The sequence below is a fragment of the Thioclava kandeliae genome, from assembly GCF_040297545.1.
Lineage (GTDB): Bacteria > Pseudomonadota > Alphaproteobacteria > Rhodobacterales > Rhodobacteraceae > Thioclava > Thioclava kandeliae.
On record NZ_JAYWLC010000001.1, the window covers coordinates 247,314 to 272,408 of the forward strand.

The 25,095-nt window shown below is 61.8% G+C and carries 19 protein-coding genes; 7 read left to right on the forward strand and 12 right to left on the reverse strand.

Going from position 1 to position 25,095, the window contains the following annotated elements; all coding sequences use genetic code 11:
* Nucleotides 1-109 precede the first annotated feature (109 nt).
* Together VSX56_RS01215 and VSX56_RS01220 are read right to left on the reverse strand one after the other, a co-directional pair.
* The gene (locus VSX56_RS01215) at nt 110-1,357 is read right to left on the reverse strand and encodes an N-acetylmuramoyl-L-alanine amidase (protein ID WP_350934254.1); all 1,248 of its coding nucleotides are present in this window, start codon (nt 1,355-1,357) and stop codon (nt 110-112) included.
* A gap of 60 nt (nt 1,358-1,417) precedes the next feature.
* Nucleotides 1,418-2,566: a pyridoxal phosphate-dependent aminotransferase gene (locus VSX56_RS01220; protein ID WP_350934256.1), complete on the reverse strand. Its 1,149-nt coding sequence runs from the start codon at nt 2,564-2,566 to the stop codon at nt 1,418-1,420.
* 180 nt (nt 2,567-2,746) lie between these two features.
* Here VSX56_RS01220 and VSX56_RS01225 point away from each other — a divergent pair, with 180 nt between their 5' ends.
* On the forward strand, nt 2,747-3,493 hold the full coding sequence (locus tag VSX56_RS01225; RefSeq protein ID WP_350934258.1) for a DsbA family protein: 747 nt from the start codon (nt 2,747-2,749) through the stop codon (nt 3,491-3,493).
* A 67-nt stretch (nt 3,494-3,560) separates the two neighbouring features.
* On the opposite strand, the gene VSX56_RS01230 is transcribed toward VSX56_RS01225, so the two are convergent.
* From VSX56_RS01230 to VSX56_RS01240, 3 genes are all read right to left on the reverse strand, one after another.
* Entirely contained in the window at nt 3,561-4,259 is a 699-nt protein-coding gene (locus VSX56_RS01230) for a DUF1236 domain-containing protein (protein ID WP_339112330.1), read from the reverse strand.
* A gap of 132 nt (nt 4,260-4,391) precedes the next feature.
* Nucleotides 4,392-4,991 carry a DUF1190 domain-containing protein gene (locus tag VSX56_RS01235; protein WP_339112329.1) on the reverse strand — a complete coding sequence of 200 codons (600 nt, stop codon included), beginning with the start codon at nt 4,989-4,991 and terminating at the stop codon, nt 4,392-4,394.
* Between the two features lie 32 nt (nt 4,992-5,023).
* On the reverse strand, nt 5,024-6,247 hold the full coding sequence (locus VSX56_RS01240) for a glutathionylspermidine synthase family protein (RefSeq protein ID WP_350934260.1): 1,224 nt from the start codon (nt 6,245-6,247) through the stop codon (nt 5,024-5,026).
* A 151-nt stretch (nt 6,248-6,398) separates the two neighbouring features.
* Between VSX56_RS01240 and VSX56_RS01245 the strand changes: the two genes are divergently transcribed.
* Nucleotides 6,399-7,682, forward strand: a complete 1,284-nt coding sequence (locus tag VSX56_RS01245) for an AcvB/VirJ family lysyl-phosphatidylglycerol hydrolase (RefSeq protein WP_350934262.1) — start codon at nt 6,399-6,401, stop codon at nt 7,680-7,682.
* A 69-nt stretch (nt 7,683-7,751) separates the two neighbouring features.
* Nucleotides 7,752-8,582 (forward strand): aldo/keto reductase, encoded by an 831-nt coding sequence (locus VSX56_RS01250; RefSeq protein WP_350934265.1) that lies wholly within the window; start codon nt 7,752-7,754, stop codon nt 8,580-8,582.
* Between the two features lie 16 nt (nt 8,583-8,598).
* On the opposite strand, the gene VSX56_RS01255 is transcribed toward VSX56_RS01250, so the two are convergent.
* The 4 genes from VSX56_RS01255 to VSX56_RS01270 form a co-directional block, all read right to left on the reverse strand.
* Complete coding sequence (locus tag VSX56_RS01255) at nt 8,599-9,888, reverse strand: DUF3422 family protein (protein WP_350934640.1); 1,290 nt, start codon at nt 9,886-9,888, stop codon at nt 8,599-8,601.
* A gap of 215 nt (nt 9,889-10,103) precedes the next feature.
* Nucleotides 10,104-11,573 carry an NAD(P)(+) transhydrogenase (Re/Si-specific) subunit beta gene (locus VSX56_RS01260; protein ID WP_350934267.1) on the reverse strand — a complete coding sequence of 490 codons (1,470 nt, stop codon included), beginning with the start codon at nt 11,571-11,573 and terminating at the stop codon, nt 10,104-10,106.
* A 13-nt stretch (nt 11,574-11,586) separates the two neighbouring features.
* On the reverse strand, nt 11,587-13,176 hold the full coding sequence (locus tag VSX56_RS01265) for a Re/Si-specific NAD(P)(+) transhydrogenase subunit alpha (protein ID WP_339112324.1): 1,590 nt from the start codon (nt 13,174-13,176) through the stop codon (nt 11,587-11,589).
* Between the two features lie 440 nt (nt 13,177-13,616).
* On the reverse strand, nt 13,617-14,117 hold the full coding sequence (locus VSX56_RS01270; RefSeq protein WP_350934270.1) for a hypothetical protein: 501 nt from the start codon (nt 14,115-14,117) through the stop codon (nt 13,617-13,619).
* A 143-nt stretch (nt 14,118-14,260) separates the two neighbouring features.
* On the opposite strand from VSX56_RS01270, the gene moaA reads away from it, so the two are divergent.
* A complete protein-coding gene (gene moaA / locus VSX56_RS01275; RefSeq protein ID WP_350934272.1) occupies nt 14,261-15,268 on the forward strand; it encodes a GTP 3',8-cyclase MoaA in 1,008 nt (335 codons plus the stop codon).
* A gap of 58 nt (nt 15,269-15,326) precedes the next feature.
* Nucleotides 15,327-16,094, forward strand: coding sequence for a Crp/Fnr family transcriptional regulator (locus VSX56_RS01280; protein WP_339112321.1), 768 nt, complete (start codon nt 15,327-15,329; stop codon nt 16,092-16,094).
* Between the two features lie 16 nt (nt 16,095-16,110).
* On the opposite strand, the gene VSX56_RS01285 is transcribed toward VSX56_RS01280, so the two are convergent.
* The gene (locus tag VSX56_RS01285) at nt 16,111-17,289 is read right to left on the reverse strand and encodes an amidohydrolase (RefSeq protein WP_350934275.1); all 1,179 of its coding nucleotides are present in this window, start codon (nt 17,287-17,289) and stop codon (nt 16,111-16,113) included.
* A gap of 290 nt (nt 17,290-17,579) precedes the next feature.
* On the opposite strand from VSX56_RS01285, the gene VSX56_RS01290 reads away from it, so the two are divergent.
* Nucleotides 17,580-19,511 (forward strand): putative bifunctional diguanylate cyclase/phosphodiesterase, encoded by a 1,932-nt coding sequence (locus tag VSX56_RS01290; RefSeq protein WP_350934277.1) that lies wholly within the window; start codon nt 17,580-17,582, stop codon nt 19,509-19,511.
* Nucleotides 19,512-19,517: 6 nt separating this feature from the next.
* On the opposite strand, the gene VSX56_RS01295 is transcribed toward VSX56_RS01290, so the two are convergent.
* Nucleotides 19,518-21,941 (reverse strand): ATP-binding response regulator, encoded by a 2,424-nt coding sequence (locus VSX56_RS01295; protein WP_350934279.1) that lies wholly within the window; start codon nt 21,939-21,941, stop codon nt 19,518-19,520.
* 72 nt (nt 21,942-22,013) lie between these two features.
* Nucleotides 22,014-22,388: a response regulator gene (locus VSX56_RS01300; protein WP_339112317.1), complete on the reverse strand. Its 375-nt coding sequence runs from the start codon at nt 22,386-22,388 to the stop codon at nt 22,014-22,016.
* Nucleotides 22,389-22,466: 78 nt separating this feature from the next.
* Between VSX56_RS01300 and VSX56_RS01305 the strand changes: the two genes are divergently transcribed.
* On the forward strand, nt 22,467-25,088 hold the full coding sequence (locus VSX56_RS01305; protein WP_350934282.1) for a CheR family methyltransferase: 2,622 nt from the start codon (nt 22,467-22,469) through the stop codon (nt 25,086-25,088).
* The last annotated feature ends 7 nt before the right edge of the window (nt 25,089-25,095 follow it).

Genomic DNA, 25,095 nt, shown 5'->3' on the forward strand with positions numbered 1-25,095 from the left:
CTGCCTATAGCCGCCACGGCTCGGGGCGTCAAAACAAGTTATACCACATCAAGGCGGGATCGCGCTCACATCTCGCTCATGTGAGCGGCCCGCTGTCAGGGTTTTAGGGCTATTTGCGCAAAAGTCTCGCCTCTGCGGCATCCGATTGCGCCCATGTCTGCACCGCCTGCGTGATCACCTGCGCCATATGTTTGCGCCATGTGTCATCGAGCAGTTTCTTGCGGTCGGCGGTTGCATCGAGGAAGCCCAGCTCGATCAGCACCGAAGGGAAATCAGCCGATTTCAGCACCGAGAAATCCGCCCCCTGCACGGGATTTTTGTAAAGCGAGATGCCGCCCGCCTTCATCGCGCCTGCCAGCACCTGCGTGAAGCGCACTGTTCGCGGGCGGGTCTCGGTGCGCGCCAGATCCATCAGAATCCGCGCCACGTCATCGCCATGTCCGTCCAGATCTACGCCAGCCAGAATATCGGCGCGGTCATGGCGCTCGGCCAGTTTCTGCGAAGCGGAATCCGTAGCCTTATCGGCCAGCATATAGATCGTGGTGCCGCTGGCATGGCCGCTTTGCACCGCATCGGCATGCAGCGAGATGAAGAGATCGGCCTCGGCCTGACGTGCGATGGTCAAGCGCGTCTCCAGCGGCACGAATGTGTTTTCGTTGCGCGTCATCACCACATCGATTCCCGCCCGGCTCAGCGCCTCTTTCAGCTCGCGGGCAAAGGTCAACACCACGACGGCTTCCGTCGTGCCATCGGCTTCCGCCCCCGGATCGATGCCGCCATGTCCGGGATCGAGCACCACACGCAGCGCCCGCGTGCCGTCCTGCCGCAGGATCGGCGGCGTGACCGGTGTTGGCTGTGGCAGATCCCAAAGCGCGGAATCCGGATCTCCTTTGGCCGTCTCGAACCGGTCTTTGCTGACCGGGGTCAAGGAAATATCCACATCGGGGCTCTCGCCCGTATGCAGCTGCGCCGAGGCGATTTTCATAGGCCCCGTCAGCTCGGCCACCATCCGCGACCAGCCCGGGCGGAACGGCCCCCAGCGCAGCGCACTGACACCGCCCCTGCCCAGCATTTTCGCCGGATCGTGCCCACCGAAATCGACCTCGCGGAAATCCACGACAAGCCGCGGGGGGCTGTCGAGCAGGAAGGCGCGCCACGCCACGGGCTGGGAGATCCCCAGCCGCAGCCGCGTTTCTTTGGCATCTCCGGTGATACTGCTGCGCGCGGGATCCATCTGCGCCAGCGCCGAGAGCCGGTTATCCTGCGCATGGCCCTGAGCAGCCATAAGCGCAAGGCCGATAAGCACCGCGTAAGCCAGCGCCCAGCGGCCAAGGAGTGCTCGCCCCAAAATCTGCATTCTGCCCGATTCCGTTTTGGTTCTTGTTGATGGCAACGCTAGCCGAAACCGCATCGCAAGTCAGCCAGCCAACCGCGCCGCCATGAAAGCCCTGAGCCGCTCCAGCCCCTCGCGGATCCGTGGTGTGGACTGGGCATAGGAGAAGCGCAGCGTGCTCGCCCCGCGATGGGGATCGAAATCGAGCCCCGGCGTGACCGCCACCCCCGCCTCGCGCAGGATCTCCTCGGCAAAGGCCAGACTGTTATCGGTCAGATGCGCGACATCGGCATAGATATAGAAGGCCCCGTCGGGCGGCGCGATCCGGTCGAACCCGATCTGCGGCAGCACCTCCAGCATAAGGCGGCGGTTCTCGGCATAGGCCGCGCGGTTGGCTTCCAGCTCGTCGATACAGTCCAGTGCCGCAAGCGCCGCGATCTGGCTGGCATGGGGCGGACAGATGAACATGTTCTGCGCTAAGCGCTCGACCGTGCGCACATGGTCCTCGGGCACTACGAGCCAGCCGACCCGCCACCCCGTCATCGAGAAATATTTCGAGAAGGAATTGACCACATAGGCCTGATCGGAGACCTCCAGCGCCGTCACCGCGCGATCCTCGTAATGCAGCCCGTGATAGATCTCGTCGGAGATGAAGGCCAGATCTCGGGCTTGGGCCAGATCCATCAGCGCCTTCAGCTCGGGTTTGCCCAGCATCGTACCCGACGGATTGCCCGGCGAGGCGACGATCAGCCCCTGCACATCCTCGGGGATGTCCTGTGGCACCGGCTGGTAACGGTTCTCGGCAGATGCGGGCATCCCCACCGGTTCGACCGACATCGCGCGCAGGATCTGGCGGTAGCTCGGATATCCGGGCTCGCCAAGCGCCACACGGTCTCCCGCATCGAACAGCGCCGAGAACGCCAGCACGAAAGCTCCCGAGGAGCCCGAGGTCACCACCACCCGCGCGGGGTCAAGATCGACACCATACCAGCGCTGGTAAAGCTCCGCGATCCCGCGGCGCAGCGCCGGAATGCCCAAGGCCACCGTATAGCCCATCGCCTGATCGTCGAGCGCTTCTGCGAGCGCGCGCCGTGCCCCTTCGGGAGCGGGGGTCGAGGGCTGGCCCACTTCCATGTGAACGATATCGCGCCCCGCATCCTCGGCCGCGCGAGCGGCCTCCATCACATCCATCACGATGAAAGGATCAACTTGTCCGCGGCTTGAGAAACGCATGGGAGACCTCCATTTTCGGGCTTCGACCCTGCCGCGATAGGCCACGGGCCGCGCAGCGTCAATGCCGCCGCCCCCGAACCTGCGGCAGGCCCTTGCTCCGCAGCGCCGCATGCGTCACTGTGGGGCCCAACCCTCCGCACCTCATCCCATGTGCCGGAGACAGGATCGACAGAGGACCCGATGAACCGCAAACTTATTCCCGCCTTCGCCCTTTCCGCGCTCATGGCCCAGCCCGCAGGAGCGCTGGATCTGGGCTCGATGACCGACGCCGAGCGCGATGATTTCGGGCGCGCGGTGCGCAGCTATCTGATGGACAATCCCGAAGTGCTGGTCGAGGCCATCAACGAGCTGGAGAAGAAACAGAACGCGCAGGTGGCCGAGGGCGACCAGCAGATGATCGCGGCCAATGAGGACGATCTGCTCAACGATCCCAATTCATGGGTCGGCGGCAATCCCGATGGCGATGTGACGATTGTCGAGTTCATGGATTACCGCTGCGGCTATTGCAAGAAGGCCTATCCGGAGGTCAATTCGCTGCTGAAATTGGATGGCAATATCCGCTTCATCGTGAAGGAATTCCCGATCCTCGGCGATGCCTCGGTAAAAGCCGCGCGCTTTGCGATCGCGACCAAGCAGGTGGCGGGCGATGCGGCCTACGAGAAGGTCCATGACGCGCTGATGCGCCTGCGCGGCGATATCACCGACGAGAGCCTGAGCGCGCTGGCCAAGCAGCTCGACCTCGATGGCGAGGCGATCCAGAAGGCCACCAACTCGTCCGGGGTCGAGGCGGTGATCGAGGCCAATTACAAGCTCGCCCAGCGGATGGGCCTGTCGGGCACACCCTCCTTCGTGATCGGCGACGAGATGCTGCGCGGCTATGCGCCGGAGGAAGCCATGAAACAGATGGTGGACGACCAGCGCGGCTGATCGCGCCCCGCGCCATGCAAAAAGCCGGCCCTGAGGCCGGCTTTTTCAATCACGCGTCATGGATGTCTTACTTGAAGACATAGACGATGGCGCGGGTTTGCGGGTCCACGAGGACCGGTTCCTTGTTCACATTGACATAGGAATACTGGCTATCGGGCACGGGCTTGAGCACGACATTCTCGGGCAGCTTCGCGCCAGTCTTCACCTCACCCGACAGATAGACCGGCTCTACCGGGTTTTTCTCGACATAGGTCACGGTGGCCGGTTCGGGCTTGGCCGCATCGCCAATCAGTGCCCCGCCGATGATTGCGCCCACAATGGCACCTGCCGGACCGCCCATCGCCGTGCCCGCCGCGATCGCACCGCCCGCTGCGGCGCCGGCGCCTGCCCCTGCCAGCGCACCTGCGGCCTGACCATCCTCGGCATCTGGGTCAGGCGCCGTGATCGTGGTCACTTCGACATTTTTCGGGCGGTCGGCAAGATAGACGACGTTGTTGCCCTGATTGATCGCGATGTTCGATGCGGGGGTCCAGCCGGTCTGGCCTTCATAGGTCACCTGGCACCAGCTGCCGGTCGCGATGCAACCATCGACCTCGATATTGGCCGCCTGCGGCGCGCTCATGCTCACCGAGTAATCCGCCCCCGGGCCTGCGCGCAGCGAACCGTCGGTGCCCAGCATGGCCGGAAAGGCCGATGCGGTGGTGGCGATGCCGGCGGTGGTCAGTGTGGCAATCGCAGCGACGGTCATTTTGGTCTTATTGAGCATCTTCGTATCTCCTCGTCTATTCACGGGCGGCGCTGTTGGCCGCATTTGGACAGACAACTCGGAATGGCCGAAAAGCGTTCCGCCATCCCGATCACAAGATTCTCAGTCTGCTGGCGGGAACCCGCCGAAGGCTCAGCCGCCGAAGCTGCGCGTCGTGGCGCTCGACCCGAAGCCCCCGCGCGAGACAGCGGTGGCTTTGGTCATCGGCGCCTTACCGATGGTCGAGGCCGGTTTCTTGAACAGGCCCTGATTGAGCTTGGCCTTGCCGTTATTGGTCGAGAAGGTCGCCGAGCGGTCGGCATTGGTATAGCCGCCCTGTCCGTTGCGATAGAGAGGCTGCGCCGAGCCGCGTCCGCCCAGCATATTGCCGATCAGATAGCCCGCCAGAAGCGGCATGAAGATCGAGCCCATACCGCCGCTGCTCTGCTGACCGGTGGCCTGTTCCTCGGAGCCGCAATTGCCCGCGCCATGCTCTTCCTCGCAGACCTGCAGGCTGTCATAGCGTGGCGCGGATTCCACATTCAGTTCTTGCGCCTGCGCGAAGGCGGTGCGGCACTGCTCGGCGGTGAACTCGCCCCCCGCGCCCGCGGCCTGCTCGCAAGAGGCCAGATCGGGGAAGGCCTGCGCATCGACCTGACTGTCATCCTTGCACCCCGCCAGTGCAAAGGCCGCGGCCCCCATGATGGTCAGCGTGACATATCTCGAACGTTTGGGACGGAAATGTTTTGTCATCTTTGTGATCCTTCGTCGAACTGGGGCTGCGGTCAGCCGCGGATGAAATGCGGCTTGAACCGCGACAGGTCTTGGGTGATGCGCGAACGGTCCTCGCGGATGCCGATCCCCACACAGGTCTCGCCCACGATCCACGCGCCAATGATCGGACGGAACCCGTCAAATTCCGGCAGCGGCTGATAGGCCTGCACGATGCGCGGATGCTGGGCATAGCCGTCCTGCGTGGCCTTCTCGACTTTAGCCCCTTCGATGATCGAGACCGACGCCCCCTCGCGCGAGAAGATCGGCTTGGTCACATAACCTTTCAGGAGCTGGTTATGGGCGCGCGCGAAGCTCTCGCCGATCTCGGGTGCGGGGCGGCCATTGCCCGCCAGCGCGCCCGCCACATCCTCTTCGAAATAGGCCGGAAGCAGGTTCGGATGGCCCTCGAAGAAATACCACAGCATCGGCAGGATCGCTTTGTTGGACAACAGCGCCTTCCATGCGGGCTCGAGATATTGCACCCCCGCGCCTGCCAGATATTGCGCGTAATCGTCGCGCAGGAGATCCTCCCACGGATAGAGCTTGAAGAGCGTGCCGATCACACGGTCCTCGTCATCGAGGAACTGCTTCTCCTCGCTGAGCCCGATTTTCTCGAGGTCGAAATAATGCGCGCCAAGCCCCGCCTCACGGGCCGCCCATCCCAGCGCCTCGACGGTGGCATAATCCTCGGGATTGCCGCCCATCGCGGTGAAATGCAGATCCGTATTGGGCTGGAAGAGCTGGCGGAACCGCTCGACAATCGCCTCATGGATGCCGTTGAACTGGTCGCAACCGTCCTCCAGCACGCCCGCCTGCATCTGTTCCTCGAGCCATTGCCACTGGAAGGCCGCGCTCTCGTAAAGCGAGGTCGGCGTGTCGGCATTATATTCCAGCATCTTCGCCGGCCCCTTGCCGTCATAGGCCAGATCGAAGCGGCCATAGAGCTCGGGCTGGTTGTCGCGCCAGCTGTTGCGCACCAGATCCCAATGCGCCTCAGGCAGGCCCATCACCCCGATCAGCTCCTCGGAATCTACGATCCGGTCCACCGCCTCGCGGCACATCGCATGCAGCTCGGTCGAAGGGTCCTCGATCCGGTCCTCGATCTCGCGGAGCGTGAATTCATAGGCCGAGGTCTCGTCCCAATACGGCTCGCCATGCATATCGGCAAAGGTGAACCCCACCTCCTGCGCCATCTCGCGCCAGCCTTCGCGTTCGGGCAGATCGATCTTTTGCATGACATCCTCCTGAGGTCTTTCCCGCGATGCCTAGACGTTTTCGCCCCGCCGATCCAGCCTTCTCCGCCCCCAGAGGCGAAAACAACCCGTAGCTTAACCCTTGGGCAAAGATTTCGCCTTATGTCTTTGGCCATTGCAGGAGATGGCCTTGATGTTTTTGCGCAGCCTTACCGTTTTCCTATCGATGATTGTGATCAGCCTTGGTGCCGCCCGCGCGGAGGGGGTGGCCGAGCACGCTGTGACCGGCGTCTTCGCGCCCAATACCGATATCCGGTCCACAGCCTTGATGATTGCAGGTGGGGCCGCCGACCAGAACGCCGCCGAGCTGACCGCTTTGGCGCGGACACTTGCGGATATGAATACCCTCGTCATCCTGATCGAGGCCGACTGGCTTCTGGATCTGGGCGGGGGATGCAGCGGGGCGGTGCCGTCCCTGCTTTCCATTTCGGAGGAGATCGGAAAGCGCCGTGGCGCCGCCCCGAGGGCACCTGTTCTGATGGGGATCGGCGCAGGGACCGCCGTGGCGCGGGCCGCAGCCGCGCAGGCACCCAACCGGTTCAAGGGGCTGGTGACCGCGGGGCTTGCGCGCGATCTGCCCGATCCGTGCAGGACGCCGCTTCCCGAAACCGGCCGCAAGACCGTGCTGCGCTGGCATGAGGTCGCCTCCGAAGAGACGTCCGCTCTGGCGGGCGTCAGGGGCGTGCGCTTCTATCCGCCCGAGGACCGAAGCCCCGAGGCGACGCGCGCCGCGCAGGTGAAGGCCTATCTGGCGCTTGCCGGCACCGATCATGCCTTTGACACCGATACCGGCGCGGAGGGCCTTGATGATCTGCCCATCACCCTGCATCTGCCCGAAGCCGACGCGCCGCCACCGCCGGCCTATGTGATCTTCCTGTCGGGAGATGGCGGCTGGGCCAATTTTGACGAGGAAATCGCCGACAGGCTGGCCAAGGCGGGCCTGCCGGTGATCGGGATCTCTTCCATGCGCTATCTCTGGCAGGAGCGCAAACCAGCCAAGATCGCGCAGGACATAGCGCGGATCGACCGGAGTTTTGCCGCCCGTTTCGGGACCGATCGGGTCATTCTTGCGGGGTTCTCGCTTGGGGCCAATGTGACGCCGTTTTATGCACCCTTGCTGCCAGAGACGATGGCCGAGCGCGTCTTGGGTCTCGCGCTCCTGTCGCCCGAGACCCATACCGGTTTCGAGGTGGTGATGGGCGGCTGGCTCGGCCAGAAGACCGGATCGCAGGATGTGGTCGCGGCACTGGACGCGCTCCCTAAGGCCATGACCACCCTATGCCTTTTCGGCGAGGATGATAAACATAGCGCCTGCCCCGCCACCCGCCATGCTCTTCCGATGGCCTTTGACGGCGGCCACCATCTGGGAAAATCCTATGATGAGGCTGCGGGCGCCATCCTCGACCTTCTTCCCTAAGGGCAGCTTGTTCTCCCCCTCAAAGCCATTAGCTTATGCCCTAAGTTTTTTGACTTAGGAGGTTTGAAAATGGCAGCACCGCTCATTCAGCTCAACGATGGCAACAAGATCCCGCAGTTGGGTCTCGGGGTCTGGCAGATGCCCGAAGAGGACGCCCCCGCCCTGATCAAGGCCGCCACCGATGCGGGATACCGCCATATCGACACCGCCGCGCGTTACGAGAACGAGGCCGGTATCGGGCGCGGTATCCGCGACTGCGGCATTCCGCGCGAGGACCTGTGGATCACCACCAAGGTCTGGAACGACCATCAGGGTTATGACCGCACGTTGACCGCCTTTGACGAAAGCATGAAAAAGCTCGGCCTCGAGGTGCTCGATCTCTATCTGATCCATTGGGCGATGCCCGCGCGCGACACCTATATTGACACATGGAAGGCGCTGATCGAGCTGCAAACGCAGGGCCGTGTGCGCTCGATCGGTGTGTCGAACTTCACGCCCGACACCCTGACGCGGCTGATCGATGCCACAGGTGTGGTGCCTGTGCTCAATCAGATCGAGCTGCATCCCGCCTTCCAGCAGCGCGAGATGCGCGCCCTTCATGACAGGCTCGGGATCAAGACCGAATGCTGGTCACCGCTTGGTCAGTCGCAGGTGCTCTCGCGCTCGGAGCTGGCCGAAATCGGCGAGAAACATGGCAAATCACCGGCGCAGATCGCGCTGCGCTGGCATGTGCAGAACGATCTGATCGTGATTCCGAAATCGGCCAATCCGGAGCGGATCGCCGCAAATATCGACGTGTTCGATTTCACGCTCGATGCCGAGGATATGGCAAAGATCGCCACGCTCGACCGCGCGGATGGCCGGATCGGGCCAGACCCTGCTACCGCCGATTTCACCTGAGATCACGGCATGGGCGTCAATGCGCGCCCATGCCCCTCTTGATGCGGCGGATCATCAGCCAGACCGCCAGCACGACCAGAGGTGTCAGCCCCGCGATCATCATCTCCTTGCTGACACCCAGCTCTCTGGCCAGCGGATAGACAAGATACCCGCACAGGCTGACCGCGTAATAACTGATCGCCACCACCGACAACCCCTCGACGGTATGCTGCAGGCGCAACTGCAGGTCCGAGCGGCGGTCCATATTCTCCAGCACCTTCTGGTTCTGCGCCGAGCGGTCCACATCGACCCGCGTGCGCAGCAGTTCTGCCGCACGGCTGGCCCGTTCGAGCATGGCATTCAGCCGCCCTTCCGCCGCAAAAACGGTACGGATCGCCGGATCATAGCGGCGCAGGATGAACTCCCCCAGCTTCTGGCGCCCCTCGAAACGGGTCTCGCGCAGGATCTCCACCCGCTCGCGCACCAGCGCCGCATAGGCGCGTGTTGCCCCGAACCGGAACGAGAGCCGCATCGCCAGCGTCTCCAGTTCATAGGAGATATCCAGAAGCTCGTTGAGAACCAGCTCGGGGGCTGTATCTGCATCGCGCATCGAGGCGATCAGCGCGGATAGCGCGGGATCGAGCGAGTTGAGCCGTCCCGTCAGATCGCGCGCCCGCGACAGGCCCAGCATCGACATGGCGCGGTAGGCTTCCAGATCGCAGATCCGCTGAACCACACGCCCGACCCGACCGGGCCCTGTGCCGGGGCGCACGAAAAGCGCAAAGCGCATCTGCCCCGCCGGATCGATCCGGAAATCGCCCGCCAGAATGATGTCCTCATCCACCACCCATGTGCAGACGAGATTTTCGGGCACGAACCAGTCATCGACGAGCCGCGTCACTTGGGCGGGATCCTCCGGCATATCCTCGATCCGGATATGTACCGCCACCAACCGCTTTCCGGGTGCCGCCCGCAGCCAGTCATCGGGAAAGACCGCCGTTTCCGCCGGATCGAAGGGCCGCGATGACACGCCATCGCATTGCGCCAGATAGCTCACGAATTCGGTGTGGCTCTCCCATGAGAGCTGGTAGCGCCCGATCCCGCCGGCATGATGGGTGGCCCCCAAGGGTGGCTGCGGCGCGCCATGACGCCCCAGAAGATCACACAGATGGGCAAAATCGGCCTCGCGCGGGCGCGCGGCAGCCTCCACCGGCTCCTTTACCGCCAGATAGACCACATGCGAGGGCACGGAGATCTTGGGGAACGGGCGCGCATGAAGCTCGGCCACCATCGGGTAGCGCTGCGGGTGATCTTCTTCCGGCGGCATCGGCATAGCGGTATTTCCTCGTTACGACCGGAAAATCCTGCCTCATCAGCGACCAGCTGTAAATAAATTTATCCTGTATGATCAGATATTTGCAGGCATACTTTCGCATACTGGCAAAACTGCATCGGCCAAAGCACAAGGCCCCGGAATGTCTCCCGGGGCCCTGGCTTTATTGCGGTTGGCAGCCTGTGTCAGTTCGACGGCAGGCGGGCCCTTTATGCTTTCATCAGATGGAGGAGTTCATCCACTGATTTACGGGCGTCGCCGTAGAACATGCGGGTGTTGTCCTTGTAGAAGAGCGGGTTCTCGATGCCCGAGTAACCGGTGCCCTGACCACGTTTGGACACGAATACCTGCTTGGCTTCCCAGACCTTGAGGACCGGCATGCCCGCGATGGGGGAGTTCGGGTCTTCCTGGGCGGCCGGGTTCACGATGTCATTCGAGCCGATGACGATGACCACATCCGTCGAGGGGAAGTCGTCATTGATCTCGTCCATCTCCAGCACGATGTCATAGGGCACTTTGGCCTCGGCCAGAAGCACGTTCATATGACCCGGCAGACGGCCTGCCACGGGGTGGATCGCGAAGCGCACGTTCTTACCGCGCGAGCGCAGCAGGTTCGTGAGTTCGGAGACCGCGTTCTGCGCCTGCGCCACAGCCATACCATAGCCCGGCACGATGATGATGCTATCGGCATCATGCAGCGCATCGGCCACACCGCCCGCATCGATGGCGATCTGCTCGCCCTCGACTTCCATCGCGGGCCCCGTGGTCGTGCCGAAGCCGCCAAGGATGACCGACACGAAGGAGCGGTTCATCGCCTTGCACATGATGTAGCTCAGGATGGCACCCGAGGAGCCCACCAGCGCGCCGGTGACGATCAGCAGATCATTACCAAGCGAGAAGCCGATGGCCGAAGCCGCCCAGCCCGAATAGCTGTTGAGCATCGACACCACCACCGGCATATCGGCGCCGCCGATACCCATGATGAGGTGATAACCGATGAAGAACGCGAGAAGCGCCATCACGATCAGCGTCCATGCGCCGCCGCCACCCATGTAGCACAGAAGGAGCGCCAGCGACAGGATCGCCGCACCCGCGTTCAGGAAGTGGCCGCCCGGCAGCTTCTGTGCCTTGCCGTTGATCTTGCCCGCGAGCTTGCCGAAAGCGATGATCGAGCCGGTGAAGGTGACCGCGCCGATGAACACGCCAAGGAAGGTCTCGACCTTGAGGATATTCACCTCGGCCATCGACTTATGCGCGACGATCGCGGCAAAACCCGAGAGCTGGTCATAGGCCGCAGGCATCACGCCGGTCTGCGCATGTTCCAGAATGATCGGCATGACCGAGGCCAGCACGATATGGGTATTGAGGCCGATGAACACGGCCGCCAGACCCACGAAGCTGTGGAGTGCTGCCACCAGCTGCGGCATGGCGGTCATTTCCACCTTACGCGCCAGTTGCGCACCGATGGCCCCGCCGATGACCAGCATCACGAGCACCACGACGAGCCAGCCGAAGCCGAGCCCCGAGCCGAAGACAGTGGCGATCACCGCGAGCGCCATGCCCGAGATGCCATACCATACGGCGCGCTTGGCGCTTTCCTGGCCCGAAAGGCCGCCCAGGCAGAGGATGAACAGGATGGCCGCCGCGATATAGGCGGCCGAGATCAGAGCGATATCCATAGATCCCACCCCCTTACGACTTCTGGAACATGGCAAGCATCCGGCGCGTAACCAGGAAGCCGCCGACGATGTTGATCGTGGCAATCAGGATCGAAAGCGCCGAGAGGATCACCACGAGCCAGCCGCCCGAGACCTGTCCACCTGCCCCGATCTGCAACAGCGCGCCGAGGATGATGATCCCCGAGACCGCGTTGGTGACCGCCATGAGCGGCGTGTGCAGGCTATGCGAGACATTCCAGATCACCTGGAAGCCCACGAAGCACGACAGCACGAAGACCACGAAATGCGCCATGAAGCTTGCCGGTGCGACAGCCCCAACGAGAAGCAGCAGAACAGTGCCCGCCACCAGCAGAGTGACCTGGGAGATCGTCTGCTTGCGGAAGGCCGCCTTTTCCTGCGCCTTGTATTCCTCGGGGGTCAGCTCCTTGGCTTTCTCCTTCGGCTTTTGCGCGGCAATCGCCTTGATCTTGGGCGGCGGCGGCGGGAAGGTGATCTCGCCCTGATGCACGACCGTCGCGCCACGGATCACGTCATCGTCCATATTGTGGTTGATGACACCGTCTTTTTCCGGCGTGAGATCGGCCAGCATGTGGCGGATATTGGTCGAATAGAGCGTCGAGGATTGCGTCGCCATCCGCGAGGGCAGATCGGTATAACCCAGAATGGTCACGCCATTCTCGGTCACGATGCGCTCGTCCTTGACGGTCAGCTCGCAGTTGCCGCCACGCTCGGCGGCCAGATCCACAATCACCGAGCCACGCTTCATCATCTCGACCATATCCTTGGTCCAGAGCACCGGCGCATCGCGGCCGGGGATGAGAGCGGTGGTGATGACGATATCGACTTCCGGCGCCAGCTCGCGGAATTTCTTCAGCTGTGCTTCGCGGAATTCGGGGGAAGACGGGGCCGCATAGCCGCCCGTCGCCGCGCCATCCGTCTGGGCTTCCTCGAAATCGAGATAGACGAAGGAGGCGCCCATCGACTCGATCTGCTCGGCCACTTCGGGACGCACATCGAAGGCCATCGTGATCGCACCAAGCGAGGTCGAGGCGCCGATGGCCGCTAGACCTGCCACACCCGCGCCGACGATCAGCACCTTGGCCGGCGGGACCTTGCCCGCCGCCGTCACCTGACCGGTGAAGAAGCGACCGAAATTGTTGCCCGCCTCGATCACCGCACGGTAGCCCGCGATATTGGCCATCGACGACAGCGCATCCATCTTCTGCGCGCGCGAGATCCGCGGCACCATATCCATCGCGATCACATTCGCGCCTGTGGCCTTGGCGGCCTCCAGCATCTCGGGCGATTGCGCGGGATAGAAGAATGAAATCAGCGTCTGGCCAGCCTTCAGGCGGCTCAGTTCGGCCTCCTCCGGCGGGCGCACCTTGACGACGAAATCGACGGCGTCAAACAGCGCCTCGGCACCGTCGATAACGGTCACACCAGCAGCCTCATAGGCCGCATCGATGAAGCCTGCCTTGAGGCCGGCTCCCGATTGCACAAAACATTCATGCCCCAGCTTTTGAAGCTGAAGCGCCGAATCCGGCGTCATCGCAACACGCGACTCCCCCGAATAAATCTCCTCTGGAGCACCGATCTTCAAGTTGATCCCCCCTTTTGACGCGGTGTCAGGTAACAAGTGACCTGCCCAAACAGACAGGTCTTGCCAAATGCTTAGACTGCGCAAGATTGTTTCACAAGCGCCGCCATCGCCGAAATCCTTGGAAAGACAGCGTGATTACGAGTGAATACTAACGTATACCGAAGCATACAACGGTATGCGTTAGTTTTTCTATTCTATTTCAACCTGTTATTAGGCGTTTTTTCCAGGTCATGAAATTAAAATATGGAATAATCACTGTCCTATTTTTTTTCGATTGCGACAGTGTGACGCGAGCTGTTTGCGGAAACAGTCGAATATAAGACAGTTTTGCTGCCGTATTTTTAATAAGGTCCTGAATTAAAACCAAGTTGAGAGCAAAAGATATGCCGGCCCGTAACGAAACGGACCGGCACATAATGCCCCCGAGGGCATAGCCGTGATCAGAGGGAATAGACCGTAAGGGTCGGCAGGTCGGTCAGCGAGACATCCAGCATCCGCAGCGCCGAGAGGGAGAGCTGGCTCTCACCCGCCGGTGCGGGCATGAGCGTCACCTGCGCCGATTTACCGTTGGACAGGACGACCCGCCCTTTGGTTTCGGCTTTCACCAGCGAGGTTTTCAGCCAGAACCCACCCTGTGTCGGATCGCCGAGGCTGGCAACCGTTGTGCCGAGCTTGGTGCCACCGCTCGACTGCGCCATGGCTGCCGCACGCTCGTCAGCCGTGGCGGTGTCGAGCGCTTGCGCGGTCTGGGCGGCACCCTGCGGGATCGGGCTCTTGGTCAGGCCGGTGGAGGGGGCTGGACCGGGCTGGACCGCCGAAGGGCCTCCAAGATGCGAACATGCCGAAAGACCCAGCGCGGCCAGCGCCACGACAAGGCCACCCCGCACTCCGCCCCGCATCCCGCTCCGTGCCACTTTACCGGTCCCTTGCGCAACGTTCATTCGCCCGTCCTCTCTGTCTTGCAAATCGTGATCGACTTCGATCTCCGCTTCAAGCTAGCGCAGCCCCCATGCCGGGGCAAATCGCATTCTGTAATTCCTATTGCGCGCTTGCCGAAACCTGCCGTCGACCCTAGATTTCCGCCATGGATAGCGCACCTCTCATCGACCCTTTCGCCCGCCCGATCTCCTACCTCCGTGTCTCCGTGACCGACAGGTGCGATTTCCGCTGCACCTATTGCATGGCCGAACACATGCAGTTCCTGCCCAAAAAGGAGCTTCTGAGCCTCGAGGAACTCGACCGGCTTTGCTCGGCCTTTATCGGGCTGGGGGTGAAAAAGCTGCGCATCACGGGCGGTGAGCCCTTGGTGAGACGCGATATCATGACCTTTTTCCGCTCGGTCTCGCGGCATCTGGACAGCGGACAGCTTGAAGAGCTGACCCTGACCAGTAACGGCTCGCAGCTTGCGCGTTTCGCGCCAGAACTGGCCGCCATCGGTATCCGCCGGATCAATGTCTCGCTGGATACGCTCGACCCTGCGAAGTTTGCGGCCATTACCCGTTGGGGACGGCTCGATCAGGTGCTCGAGGGTCTGAAGGCGGCCAAGGCTGCCGGCCTGCAGGTGAAGATCAATACTGTCGCGCTGAAAGGGTTCAACGAGGACGAACTGTTCGATCTGGTGAGATGGTGTGGCGAGGAAGGGTTCGATTTGACCTTCATCGAGGTGATGCCGATGGGCGAGATGGGCGAGGAGGAACGGCTGGACCAATATTGGCCGCTCAGCCAGCTGCGCGCGCGTCTGGCCGAACGTTTCACGCTGGTCGATCTGGCCCATCGCACAGGCGGCCCTGCCCGCTATGTCTCGGTGGGCGGAACCGGCCAGAAGATCGGCTTCATCACGCCGCTGAGCCATAATTTCTGCGAGAGTTGCAACCGTGTGCGGATCACCTGCACGGGCGAGCTGTATATGTGTCTGGGTCAAGAGGACCGTGCCGATCTACGCGCACCGTTGCGGGCAAGTGCGCAAGATGCGGATCTGGTGCAGGCGATCCGCGAGGCGATCTCGCGCAAGCCCAAGGGCCATGATTTCGACTATTCGCGCCAGAAGGTCGAGGGCCAGATGCCGCGCCATATGAGCCATACCGGCGGCTGAAGGAACCGTGAGGGCATTTCGCGCTTATGTCTTCTGACATAGCAAAGAAAGCCCGACCATGTTGCAGCCCAGCCCGCGTCACGTCCATAGCACGTCCTGTGCGGCCTGCCCTTTACAGAACAATCCCTGTTTCGAGGATTTCAGCGCGCGCGAACTGGCTTTCATGGAGAAGTTCAAAACAGGCGAGATCTCTGTTGCGGCGGGAAGTGCCGTCATAACGGAAGGTGCGGCCAGCCAGCATATGTATACCGTCCTGAGCGGATTGGGTATCCGCTACAAATCGCTGCCTAACGGCAACCGTCAGGTGCTGAACTTTGTCTTTCCGGGGGATTTCATCGGACTGCAGGCCGCTGTCATGGGCGAGATGTGCCACGGTTTCGAGGCCACGACCGAGATGCGCCTATGCGTCTTCGACCGTGCGCGCTACTGGGATTTGCTGCGCAACGAGCCTGAGCGCGCCCATAGCCTGACATGGATCGCCGCGCGCGAGGAGAATTTTCTGGGCGAGAGCTTGGCCACGATAGGTCAGCGTGGCGCAAGCAGCCGGATCGCTTGGGCCCTTTTGCAAATCTATACGCGGCAGGCCGAACTCGGTGCGTCGCGCAGCAAGCATGACGGGCTCTGGGTGCCTATGCCCTGGAAACAGCAGGATCTGGCCAATGCGCTCGGCATGTCGCTTGTGCATACCAACAAGACGCTGGCCAAACTGAAACGCGCGGGACTGGCCGAATGGTCACGCGGCTGGCTGGCCCTGCCCGATCCCGAGCGGCTCGCCCGCGAGCAGGAGATCGTCTTGCCCGGTCAGGCGACCCGGCCACTTCTCTAGCCTCTTGCGCGGAGCATCACGCCGGAAGACGCGCCTCTACCATCTCGACAAACCAGCTTGCCCCATAGGGCAAGGCGCGGTCATCGAAGATGTAGTCCGCACTATGCAGGATCGCGCTATCGCCATTGCCCAGCCAGATATAGGCCCCGGGGCGCGCCTCCAGCATATAGCTGAAATCCTCGGCCCCCATCATTGGCGTCACGTTGGGGTTCACCTTGTCGGTGACCCGCTTTGCGCCCTCGACCGCAAGCGCCGCATATTCGGGGCGGTTCGACGTTACCGGATAGCCGCGATCATACGCGATCTCTGCACGCGCGCCGAATGCCTCGGCGGTGGCAGTGACGATCTGGTTCACGCGCTCCTCGACATAATCACGCAGTTCGGGGCGCATGGTGCGCACAGTGCCGCGCAGCATGACCTCCTGCGCGATGACATTATGGACCGAGCTGTCGGATTTTATCGCGCAGGTCGAAACCACCACCTGATCATGCGGGTTCACATTACGCGAGGCGATGGTCTGCAGCGCCATGATGATCTGCGCCGCGACCACAACGGCATCTACCGCATCATGCGGCGTCGCGGCATGACCGCCACGGCCCACCACGCGGATGTCGAACTGGTCGCAGGCCGCCATGATCGGGCCGTCACAGATCGCGAATTCTCCCACCGGAATGCCGGGCATATTGTGGATCGCATAGACCTCCTCGATGCCGAAACGCTCCATCAGACCGTCACGGCACATCTCCAGACCGCCGCCACCGCCTTCCTCGGCAGGCTGGAAGATCACCACGGCGCGGCCTTTGAAGGCACGCGTCTCGCAGAGATATTTCGCCGCACCAAGGAGCATCGCGGTATGGCCATCATGGCCGCAGGCATGCATTTTTCCGGCCTCTTTCGAGGCATAGGGCACATCAGCCTGCTCACGCACCGGCAGCGCATCCATATCGGCGCGCAGGCCGATGGCGCGGTCCCCGCTTCCCGCCTGACCGCCCCCCGCCTGACCGTGGATCACGCCCACAACTCCCGTGCGCCCGATCCCTTCGATCACCTCGTCGCATCCGAATTCGCGTAGCAGCGCGGCCACCCGCCCGGCAGTGCGTTCGACATCGAACATCAGTTCGGGATGCTGGTGGAAGTCGTGCCGCCATGCGGTAATCTCGGGGAGAATTTCGGCAAAACGGTTCTTGATAGGCATGGTTGCGTCTTTCAGAGGGAAACCGGCCTGCAGATTGCGTGATGCGCAAGTCAGGCACAAGCCCCTGCCCTGCATCATTTTTGCAATAATACGCGCAACGCCCGCTCTCCCAACTCGAAAATCGGCAAATTTATTAAAAAACCGTTGACGATAACCCCGAAGTAATGATCTTCTTAAAGTTGTAAAACAGTCCGTTACGGTTTGCGGCTGTTATTTTATCATCAGAGTTTTCGGCCTCAAAATATCGATGTCACGAGTGCAAACGGTTTTTCATGCACAGGACATTATCCATGCCGCAAAAAACCTGCCCGAAAAATACAGCTTCCAGCCTGTTCAGTATGCCGCTGGACCAGCCTGCTGTCCGCGGCCGCCACAAGCTCCGCGAATTGGAGCTGCGCAATCTCCAGAGCGGCCACACGCGGGACTGTGGCCCAGCCGCGGATGGCAGGCACAGCATCGACATCCCCCCCCGTGCCCATCCCACCAGCGCTCTGATCACCCTGGCAGAATACACCAAGCGGCTGACGGGGGCCGAATACACTTCGATCACACTTCTGGACACCGGCCATCACGAGACCACGACGGAGCGGGCTGGCGATCTGGAAGCGCATGCCCTAGCGGAAAGCATACAAGACAAACACGCCCCCCACGGAACACGCAAGATCTTCCATTCCCTGTCGGGCAACCACAGCTACTACCGCTTGCGGCTTCTGTCGGACGCGGGCCACCCGTTGGGTTTTCTTAATGTGGTTTTCCCCAAATCGACCCCCGACGATAGCGCGCGCAGGAGCTGTCTCGAAACCACGGCAGATCTGCTGGGACAAGTGCTGACGATACATATCGAGAAGCAGGCGCTGGAGGAGAATTACACAGCGTCCCAACTGCGCGAGAAAAAGCTCGAGCGTCAGGCCGAGGTCGATCCGCTCACACAGGTCGAGAACCATTCCGCTTTCGAGCGTAAGGTCCAGGAGCGCTTGACGATCCTGCGCACCAAAGGCAGCCGCGCCGCCTTCATCATGCTCGATATCGACCATTTCAAATCGATCAACGATCTTTACGGCCATAGTTTCGGCGATAAATATCTGCGCGTAATCTCGTCGGCCATCAGCTCGGCCTTTCCGCCGCCCGCCCTGATCGGACGGCTTGGAGGGGACGAATTCGGCGTTCTGGTCGAGACAGGCTACACCTCGGAGATCTATCTCGAGATGCTGCTTTCGCGCTGCCGAGCCGCCGTCCAGCGCGGGGCGGCAATGCTTGGCAAGGGCGATCTGGGACGGGTGAGTATCGGCGCGAGCCTGTTTCCGGAGCAGAGCGAGACCTATGGCGAGCTGTTCGAGCTGGCCGATAGCGCGCTTTATGCGTCCAAACATGCCGGACGTGCAGTCAATACCGTTTTCTCGGAAAGCCATCATGACAAGTTCAATTCGCGCGCTATCGGGCGGCGGTTCGAACGCGCTATCGCGGAGGATCTTCTGGAACCCTATTTCCAGCCGATTATCTCCACCGCGAGCGGCGCCCGGCTGGGCTACGAGATCCTCGCTCGCTGGCGCGACCCCGAACGCGGTATCCTGATGCCTGATGCGTTCGCCTCTGTCTTCAAGGATTACCGGCTGGCCGAGACGCTGACCCGAACCATGATCCAGCGCGCCCTGACAGCCTATGTCTCAGCCGGGCTGGAGCGGGAGCCCGGCCCTCCGGTCACGCTGTCCATCAACCTCACCTCCTTCGATCTGCTGAACCCCGAATTCGTCTTCGACATGCAGTTGATGTTGAACACGCATGGGCTGGAGTGGGATATGATCACGATCGAGGTGACAGAGAAGGTGATGCTGGACGAGCGCTCGGGCCAGATGCTGCGGTCGTTACAGGAGATGCGCACCAGGGGAGCAACGGTGGCACTCGACGATTTCGGCACCGGCTATGCGGGCCTGCGCCATCTGGCGGACTGGCCGGTGGATATCCTCAAGATCGACCGCAGCTTCTGCGCCAAGATCACCGAGACCGCATCCGACAAAGCTATCGCCGAAGGAATATTGCTGATCGCACAGCGCTGCGGCTATCAGGTCGTGGCCGAGGGCGTCGAGACACCGAGCCAGCTGGACGCCTTGCGTGCCCTGGGCTGCCCGAGGGTGCAGGGGTTCCTCTTCGCCCGTCCGATGTCGAGCGCGGATCTGGCCCGCGCGCCCAGCCGATATATCGTGGCTCCGCATACGGTCAACTGAGCCGGCTTACGCGGGAGATCCGGTCGCCTCTGTCGCGGGCGCCAGCATAACTCCCGGCGGGTTGGAGAGCGTCAGCTCGATCGCATTGACCAATCCGTCGAGCGCCAGCGGCTTGCGCAGTAAAAGCCCTTGGACCAGACGCCCCGAGCGGCTGAGCTGGTCGGTATAGCCCGACATATAGAGCACCTTCAGCTCGGGCCACTGGTGGCGGCATTTTGTGGCCAGCCGGTAGCCATCCACCCCTCCGGGCAGGATGATATCGCTGATCAGGATATCGGGCGCCTTTTCCAGACCCGTCGTGCATTTCCCGAGAGCTTCTGCCGCCGAACGGGCGGAGATCACTTCCGCCCCGAGCACCTGCAGGGATTGCGCGAGGATATCGTGGAAATGCGGATCATCCTCGACCACCATGAACAACAGCCCGGACAGGTCGGGCAGCCGCAGCGCGGTTTGCGGCGCGGAGGTCTGCACGTCGGTGACAGTCTCGAAGCTGAGCGTAGCGACCGTGCCCTTGCCTTCTATGGAACTCAGCTCGAAGCTGCCATCCGCCTGACGGGCGAAATTTTCCACCATTGGCAGCCCGAGTCCCGTTCCGCCCAGACTTTCGCGCGTGGTGTAGAACGGCTCGCGGACATGGCGCAGAAGGGCCTGTGACATGCCCGGACCGTTATCGACCACCGCAATCGCGACCTTGCCGCCGGGCATGGTCTGACAGCGCAGGGTGATTTCGCCATGGCCGCTGCCTTCCATGATCGCATGACTGGCATTGAGCACCAGATTGAGGATCGCACTTTCCAGATCGGTCGGAATACAGCGGATATAGACCGGTGTCGGAGACATATCGAGCCGCAGAAGCACTGCGGAGGGGATGGCCTGCCGCGCCAGATCGACGATGGTGACGAGCTTGGCCGTCAACTCGATCGCCTCTTTTTCGCTGGCACGGTCGCGGGTGAGATTGAGGAGCCGCTCCGTCAGATCGGTGCCACGTTCGCAGACCGAACGGACGGCGAGGACCTTGGCGCGCTGCGTCTCGCTCAGCCCCTCCGTCTCCAGCAGGATCGTATCGACCGAAAGCCGCGCAGCGCCGAGGATATTGGCCATTTCATGCGCCACCCCGCCCGCCATCTGGCCGATGGCATCGAGCCGCTCGGTGCGCGAGATATTTTCGCGGAAGATCCAGCTTTCGGTCTGGTCCTCGATCGCCAGAATGCGCAGCGCCTCGGCAAAGCCCTGCCCTTTGCGCGTGAGCGTCGCCGTAATCTTCAGCGCATGTTCGCGCCCTTCAGCGTCGATCCACCCACAATGGAGTTCCCGCGTCGTCGGGCTATTCAGCAAGCGCCGGAACGGGTGCGATGCGCCCAGAAGGGGCTGGCGGTTATCGATGGAATGGAACCGTCCCTCGTGCAGGAAGGCCTCGGGGCTCTCGCCAGCCATCGCTTCGGCAGCAAGGTTCATCATCCGCAATCTGCCCTGCAGGTCGATCACGAAGACCGCCTTGTCGAGACCATCCAGAACATCACGCAGGCGTTTTTCCTCCAGCACCGAGCGGCGTGCGGCGATATTTTGGTAACGCGCCCCCCGCAAGGCTGTGACCGCCGCCAGAAACAACAGACAGATCGCCAGTGCACTCAAGCGCAGATTGGGAGAAATCAGCCCGTGTTCCGTCGTACTGAGCGCCAGATAACATAGGAGGATCGGCCCGATCACCGCGAGCGGAAGAACAAGCCGCGCCATCTGCCCGCCCATGCTATCGGCGAGAAGATCGGGCAACCAGCTGCCCTCGGGGCTGGCACAGAGCGCCGCCATATAAAGGAGGAGAAACCCCGTCGCGGTATGGAAGGCCATATCCGACAGGTAGGTCACCTTGGCCAATGCGGGCGCATCGAACAGATAGGCCACCATCGCCACGAGACAGAGCAGGATACCGGCACTGGCCAATGCCGCGTGCAGATAGCGCGCCCAGCGGCCCCGCACCCCTTGCAGCCCCAGAATGACCACCATCAGGAAGACGCCCGAAATGGTGGCAGGCGCCATCCGGCCGGTCGGCGCGAGCCGCAGCGGATTGATACTGAGCGGCGTGGTATCGGGATCAGGCAGCGGATACATCTGGTCCTGAATCCCGATCACCGCCATTCCGAGCGCACCAAACAGGAATAAAAGCCGCAGACGCCGGTTCCATTGGCCCTCGCCGCGCAACCAGAACGCTTGCGCCAGCGTCAGCGTCACGAGCCCCCATGCCGTTTGCGGAACCATCGCAGGCCATGTGGGGGCCAGCTGCCGCAGAGCCGCGCTCTCGAAGACATACCCGCCAACAAGCACCAGCATGGCCAGCGCGAGACATGCGGCCAGAAGCGCCCAGGCAACAGACACACTCGGCAATATCTGCGCGTCCGCCACATTGCGGTCTTGCGCCTGAAACATTCGTTTCATTTAAAATCCTTCCCCCATCCCGCTTGAAGTTCAGCTCGTTAAGACGCCCGTCCCTGCAGGGGGAGAAACGGATCAGGTACTGGTAGACACCACGAGCTGATCCACCAGCCGCGCCAACTCGGCCAGAGAGGTGGATTTCGGCACCCGCATATTCGCCTCGCGCATGCCCAGTCTGAAAATGGGCGAATCGACCACCTCCGACATCCCCGACAGAACGACGATCGGAAGATCGGGCGCGATCTCGCGGATCTTATGGAGCGCCACGATGGCCCCACCACCGGGCATCACGACATCCAAAAATACGATATCCATGCCACCAAGCTCGATATTGGGAATGAGCCGATCCGATTGTGTAACGCCTACTGTGACGTGACCATACGCATCCATGCCTTGCGAGAAGGCAATCAGGTAGTCTTGGTCGTCATCGGCGATCAGAATTCTAGCCAAACGGGTGTCCTTAAAGTTGCAGCTTGCAGAGTATGTGATAGGTTTTCAATTAACTCAAGAGCGACAAGGACTTCACCCATGCACGATGCGCAGGATGCTCAATTTGCGGAAACCGGTGCATTGCCTCTTGTGGCACTGGGGGCCTCCGCAGGCGGGCTCGAGCCGCTCGAGACGTTCTTCGCGAATTGCGCCGAATATTCCGGCTGGGCCTTTGTCGTCATCCAGCATCTCTCGCCCGATTACCGCTCCATGATGGACGAGATCCTGAGCCGCAGCACAAATCTGCGAATCATCCACATCGAAGACGGCATGAGGATCGAGCCGGACACGATCTATCTCAACAGCCCCAACCAGACGGTCGAACTGAGCGAGGACCGGTTCATCGTCACCGCCTATGGCGCGCGTGGCCTGACACCGCCCATGCCGATCGACTCACTATTCAAATCGCTGGCGACGCGGGATACGGAAAAGACCGTCGCGATCGTGCTGTCGGGTTCGGGAAGCGACGGGACGCGCGGCGCACAGGCATTGCATGCGGCCGAGGCCACCGTACTGGCACAGGTGCCCTCGCAGGCGGCCTTCTCCTCCATGCCGCGCTCGGTGCTGGCCGCCGGGGCGGCCGACCGTGTCCTGTCGGTCGAGGAAATGCCCGAAGCGATCAATATGATCTTCTCGCTGGGAAAATCGGGCCGTAACGCGATACTGGAGATCAAAGGCACCGCATCACAAGCGATCCTGAAGGCGCTGGAACGCAAATACCATATCGATTTCTCGGCCTATAAACCGGTCAATGTGCAACGCCGCATCGACCGCCGTCAGCATCTGCGCGGAATATCCACGGTCGAGGAATACCACGCGCTCCTAACGTCTGATGACAGCGCGCTCGAGGAACTCTATCAAGACCTTCTGATCGGCGTAACCGAGTTCTACCGCGATCAGGAAGCCATTTATGTGCTCCGTAGGGAGGCGCTCGACAAGCTCGTCGAGCGGTCGGATGACGATGCCCCCCTCCGGATCTGGATCCCCGGCTGCGCCAGCGGCGAAGAGGCCTATACGATCGCCATCGAACTGTCCGAGGCGCTGGAACAGGCCAAACTCGAGCGCAAGTTCCGTGTGATCGCCACCGATGTCCACCGCCGTTCCATCGACATCGCCTCGGCGGGGATCTATTCGGCCGAAAGCGTGGCCAAAGTCCCGCCAGCGCTACGCGCCAAATATTTCATCCACCATCGTGACCAGTTCATCGTCGAACCCAAGCTGCGGCAATCCATCATCTTCTCGGTGCATGATGCGCTCAGCGATCCACCTTTCATGAATCTCGACCTGATCTCGTGCCGCAATATGCTGATCTATCTGAACGAGGAGCCGCAGGCGCGGGTGATCTCGATGTTCCTTTTCGGGTTGCAGAAAAACGGCTACCTGCTGCTGGGGCCATCCGAATCCGTCGGTCGCTTTGGCAGCGAGTTCAAACAGGTCCATACCCGCTGGCGCCTGTTCCAGAAAGCTTCGAGCCGCCGTGTTCTCGACCGCACTATGCTGTCGAACCAGCTCGGCAGCGCCAGTCGCCAGAGCGAGCGCAACGACTTGCCCATGGCCCATTCCAGCAAACTCTCCGCCTCGCGTCACGCTCCGCGCAATGTCGCCTATACCAATGGAAGCTTTCTAGACATGACGCATCGCGAGATGCTTGTCGCGGGGTATGACGCGCTTCTCAAACGCTATGCGCCCTCCTCCATTCTGCTGACCTCCGACGGGCAGGTGCTCAGCTGGTTCGGCGCGGCGAGCGCCTTTATCGACACTATGAACAATCTTGCCGAATGGACGGTAGACCAGATCGTGCATCGCGACCTGCAATTCACAATCAAGGTGGGAATAGAACGGCTGCGACAGGGTGTGGTGGACACCTCGAGCCGGGATGTGTCGGTGGATATGGGCAATGGCCGCCAGAGGATGGTAACGCTCCGGCTCGAACCGCTCGATCAGCTGGGCCGTGCGCGGTTGATGCTGGCGAATATCAGCTTCCGCGATGATCCGCAGGACGAGATCCTCGAGCCTGCACCGAGCGAAGCGACGCGGGCCAACGTCCAGCAGAACGAGGATACGCTTTTGCTGACACGCCGCATTCAGGAACTCGAGCGCGATCTGCGTCTGACAGAGGAAACGCTGCAGCATGTGACCGAACGGCTGGAGGCGAGCGGCGAGGAACTTCAGGCCTCCAACGAGGAATTGCAGGCCTCCAATGAGGAGCTTCAGGCCTCCAACGAGGAATTGCAGAGCTCGAACGAGGAACTGCATGCCGTCAACGAGGAACTGGTGACGCTAAGCACCGAGCACGAGATCCAGATCGACAAGCTGTCCGAGCTGAACCAGCAGACCGAAACCGTGCTGCGCAATCTCGGGCTCGGGGTGATCTTCGTAGATACCGACCTGCGCATCCGCCGCTTCAGCGACCTGATCGGAGCGCAGTTCCTGCTGGAGGCGCATGATGTGAACCGCGCGCTGGCGGTGGTCTCGCCCAAACTCTCTTTCGTGGATCTGGCAGAGCTGACGCAGGAAGCGATCCGGACTGGGCAGTCCCAACGGGCCGAGGGCGAGCATGGGCGCAATTTCCTGCGGATCGAGATTTTCCCTATGGTCGATCCTACCTCCTCTGTCGGGGCGCCGGTGACCGATGCGATGTTGATTTTCCACGGGCTCTGAGACCGGA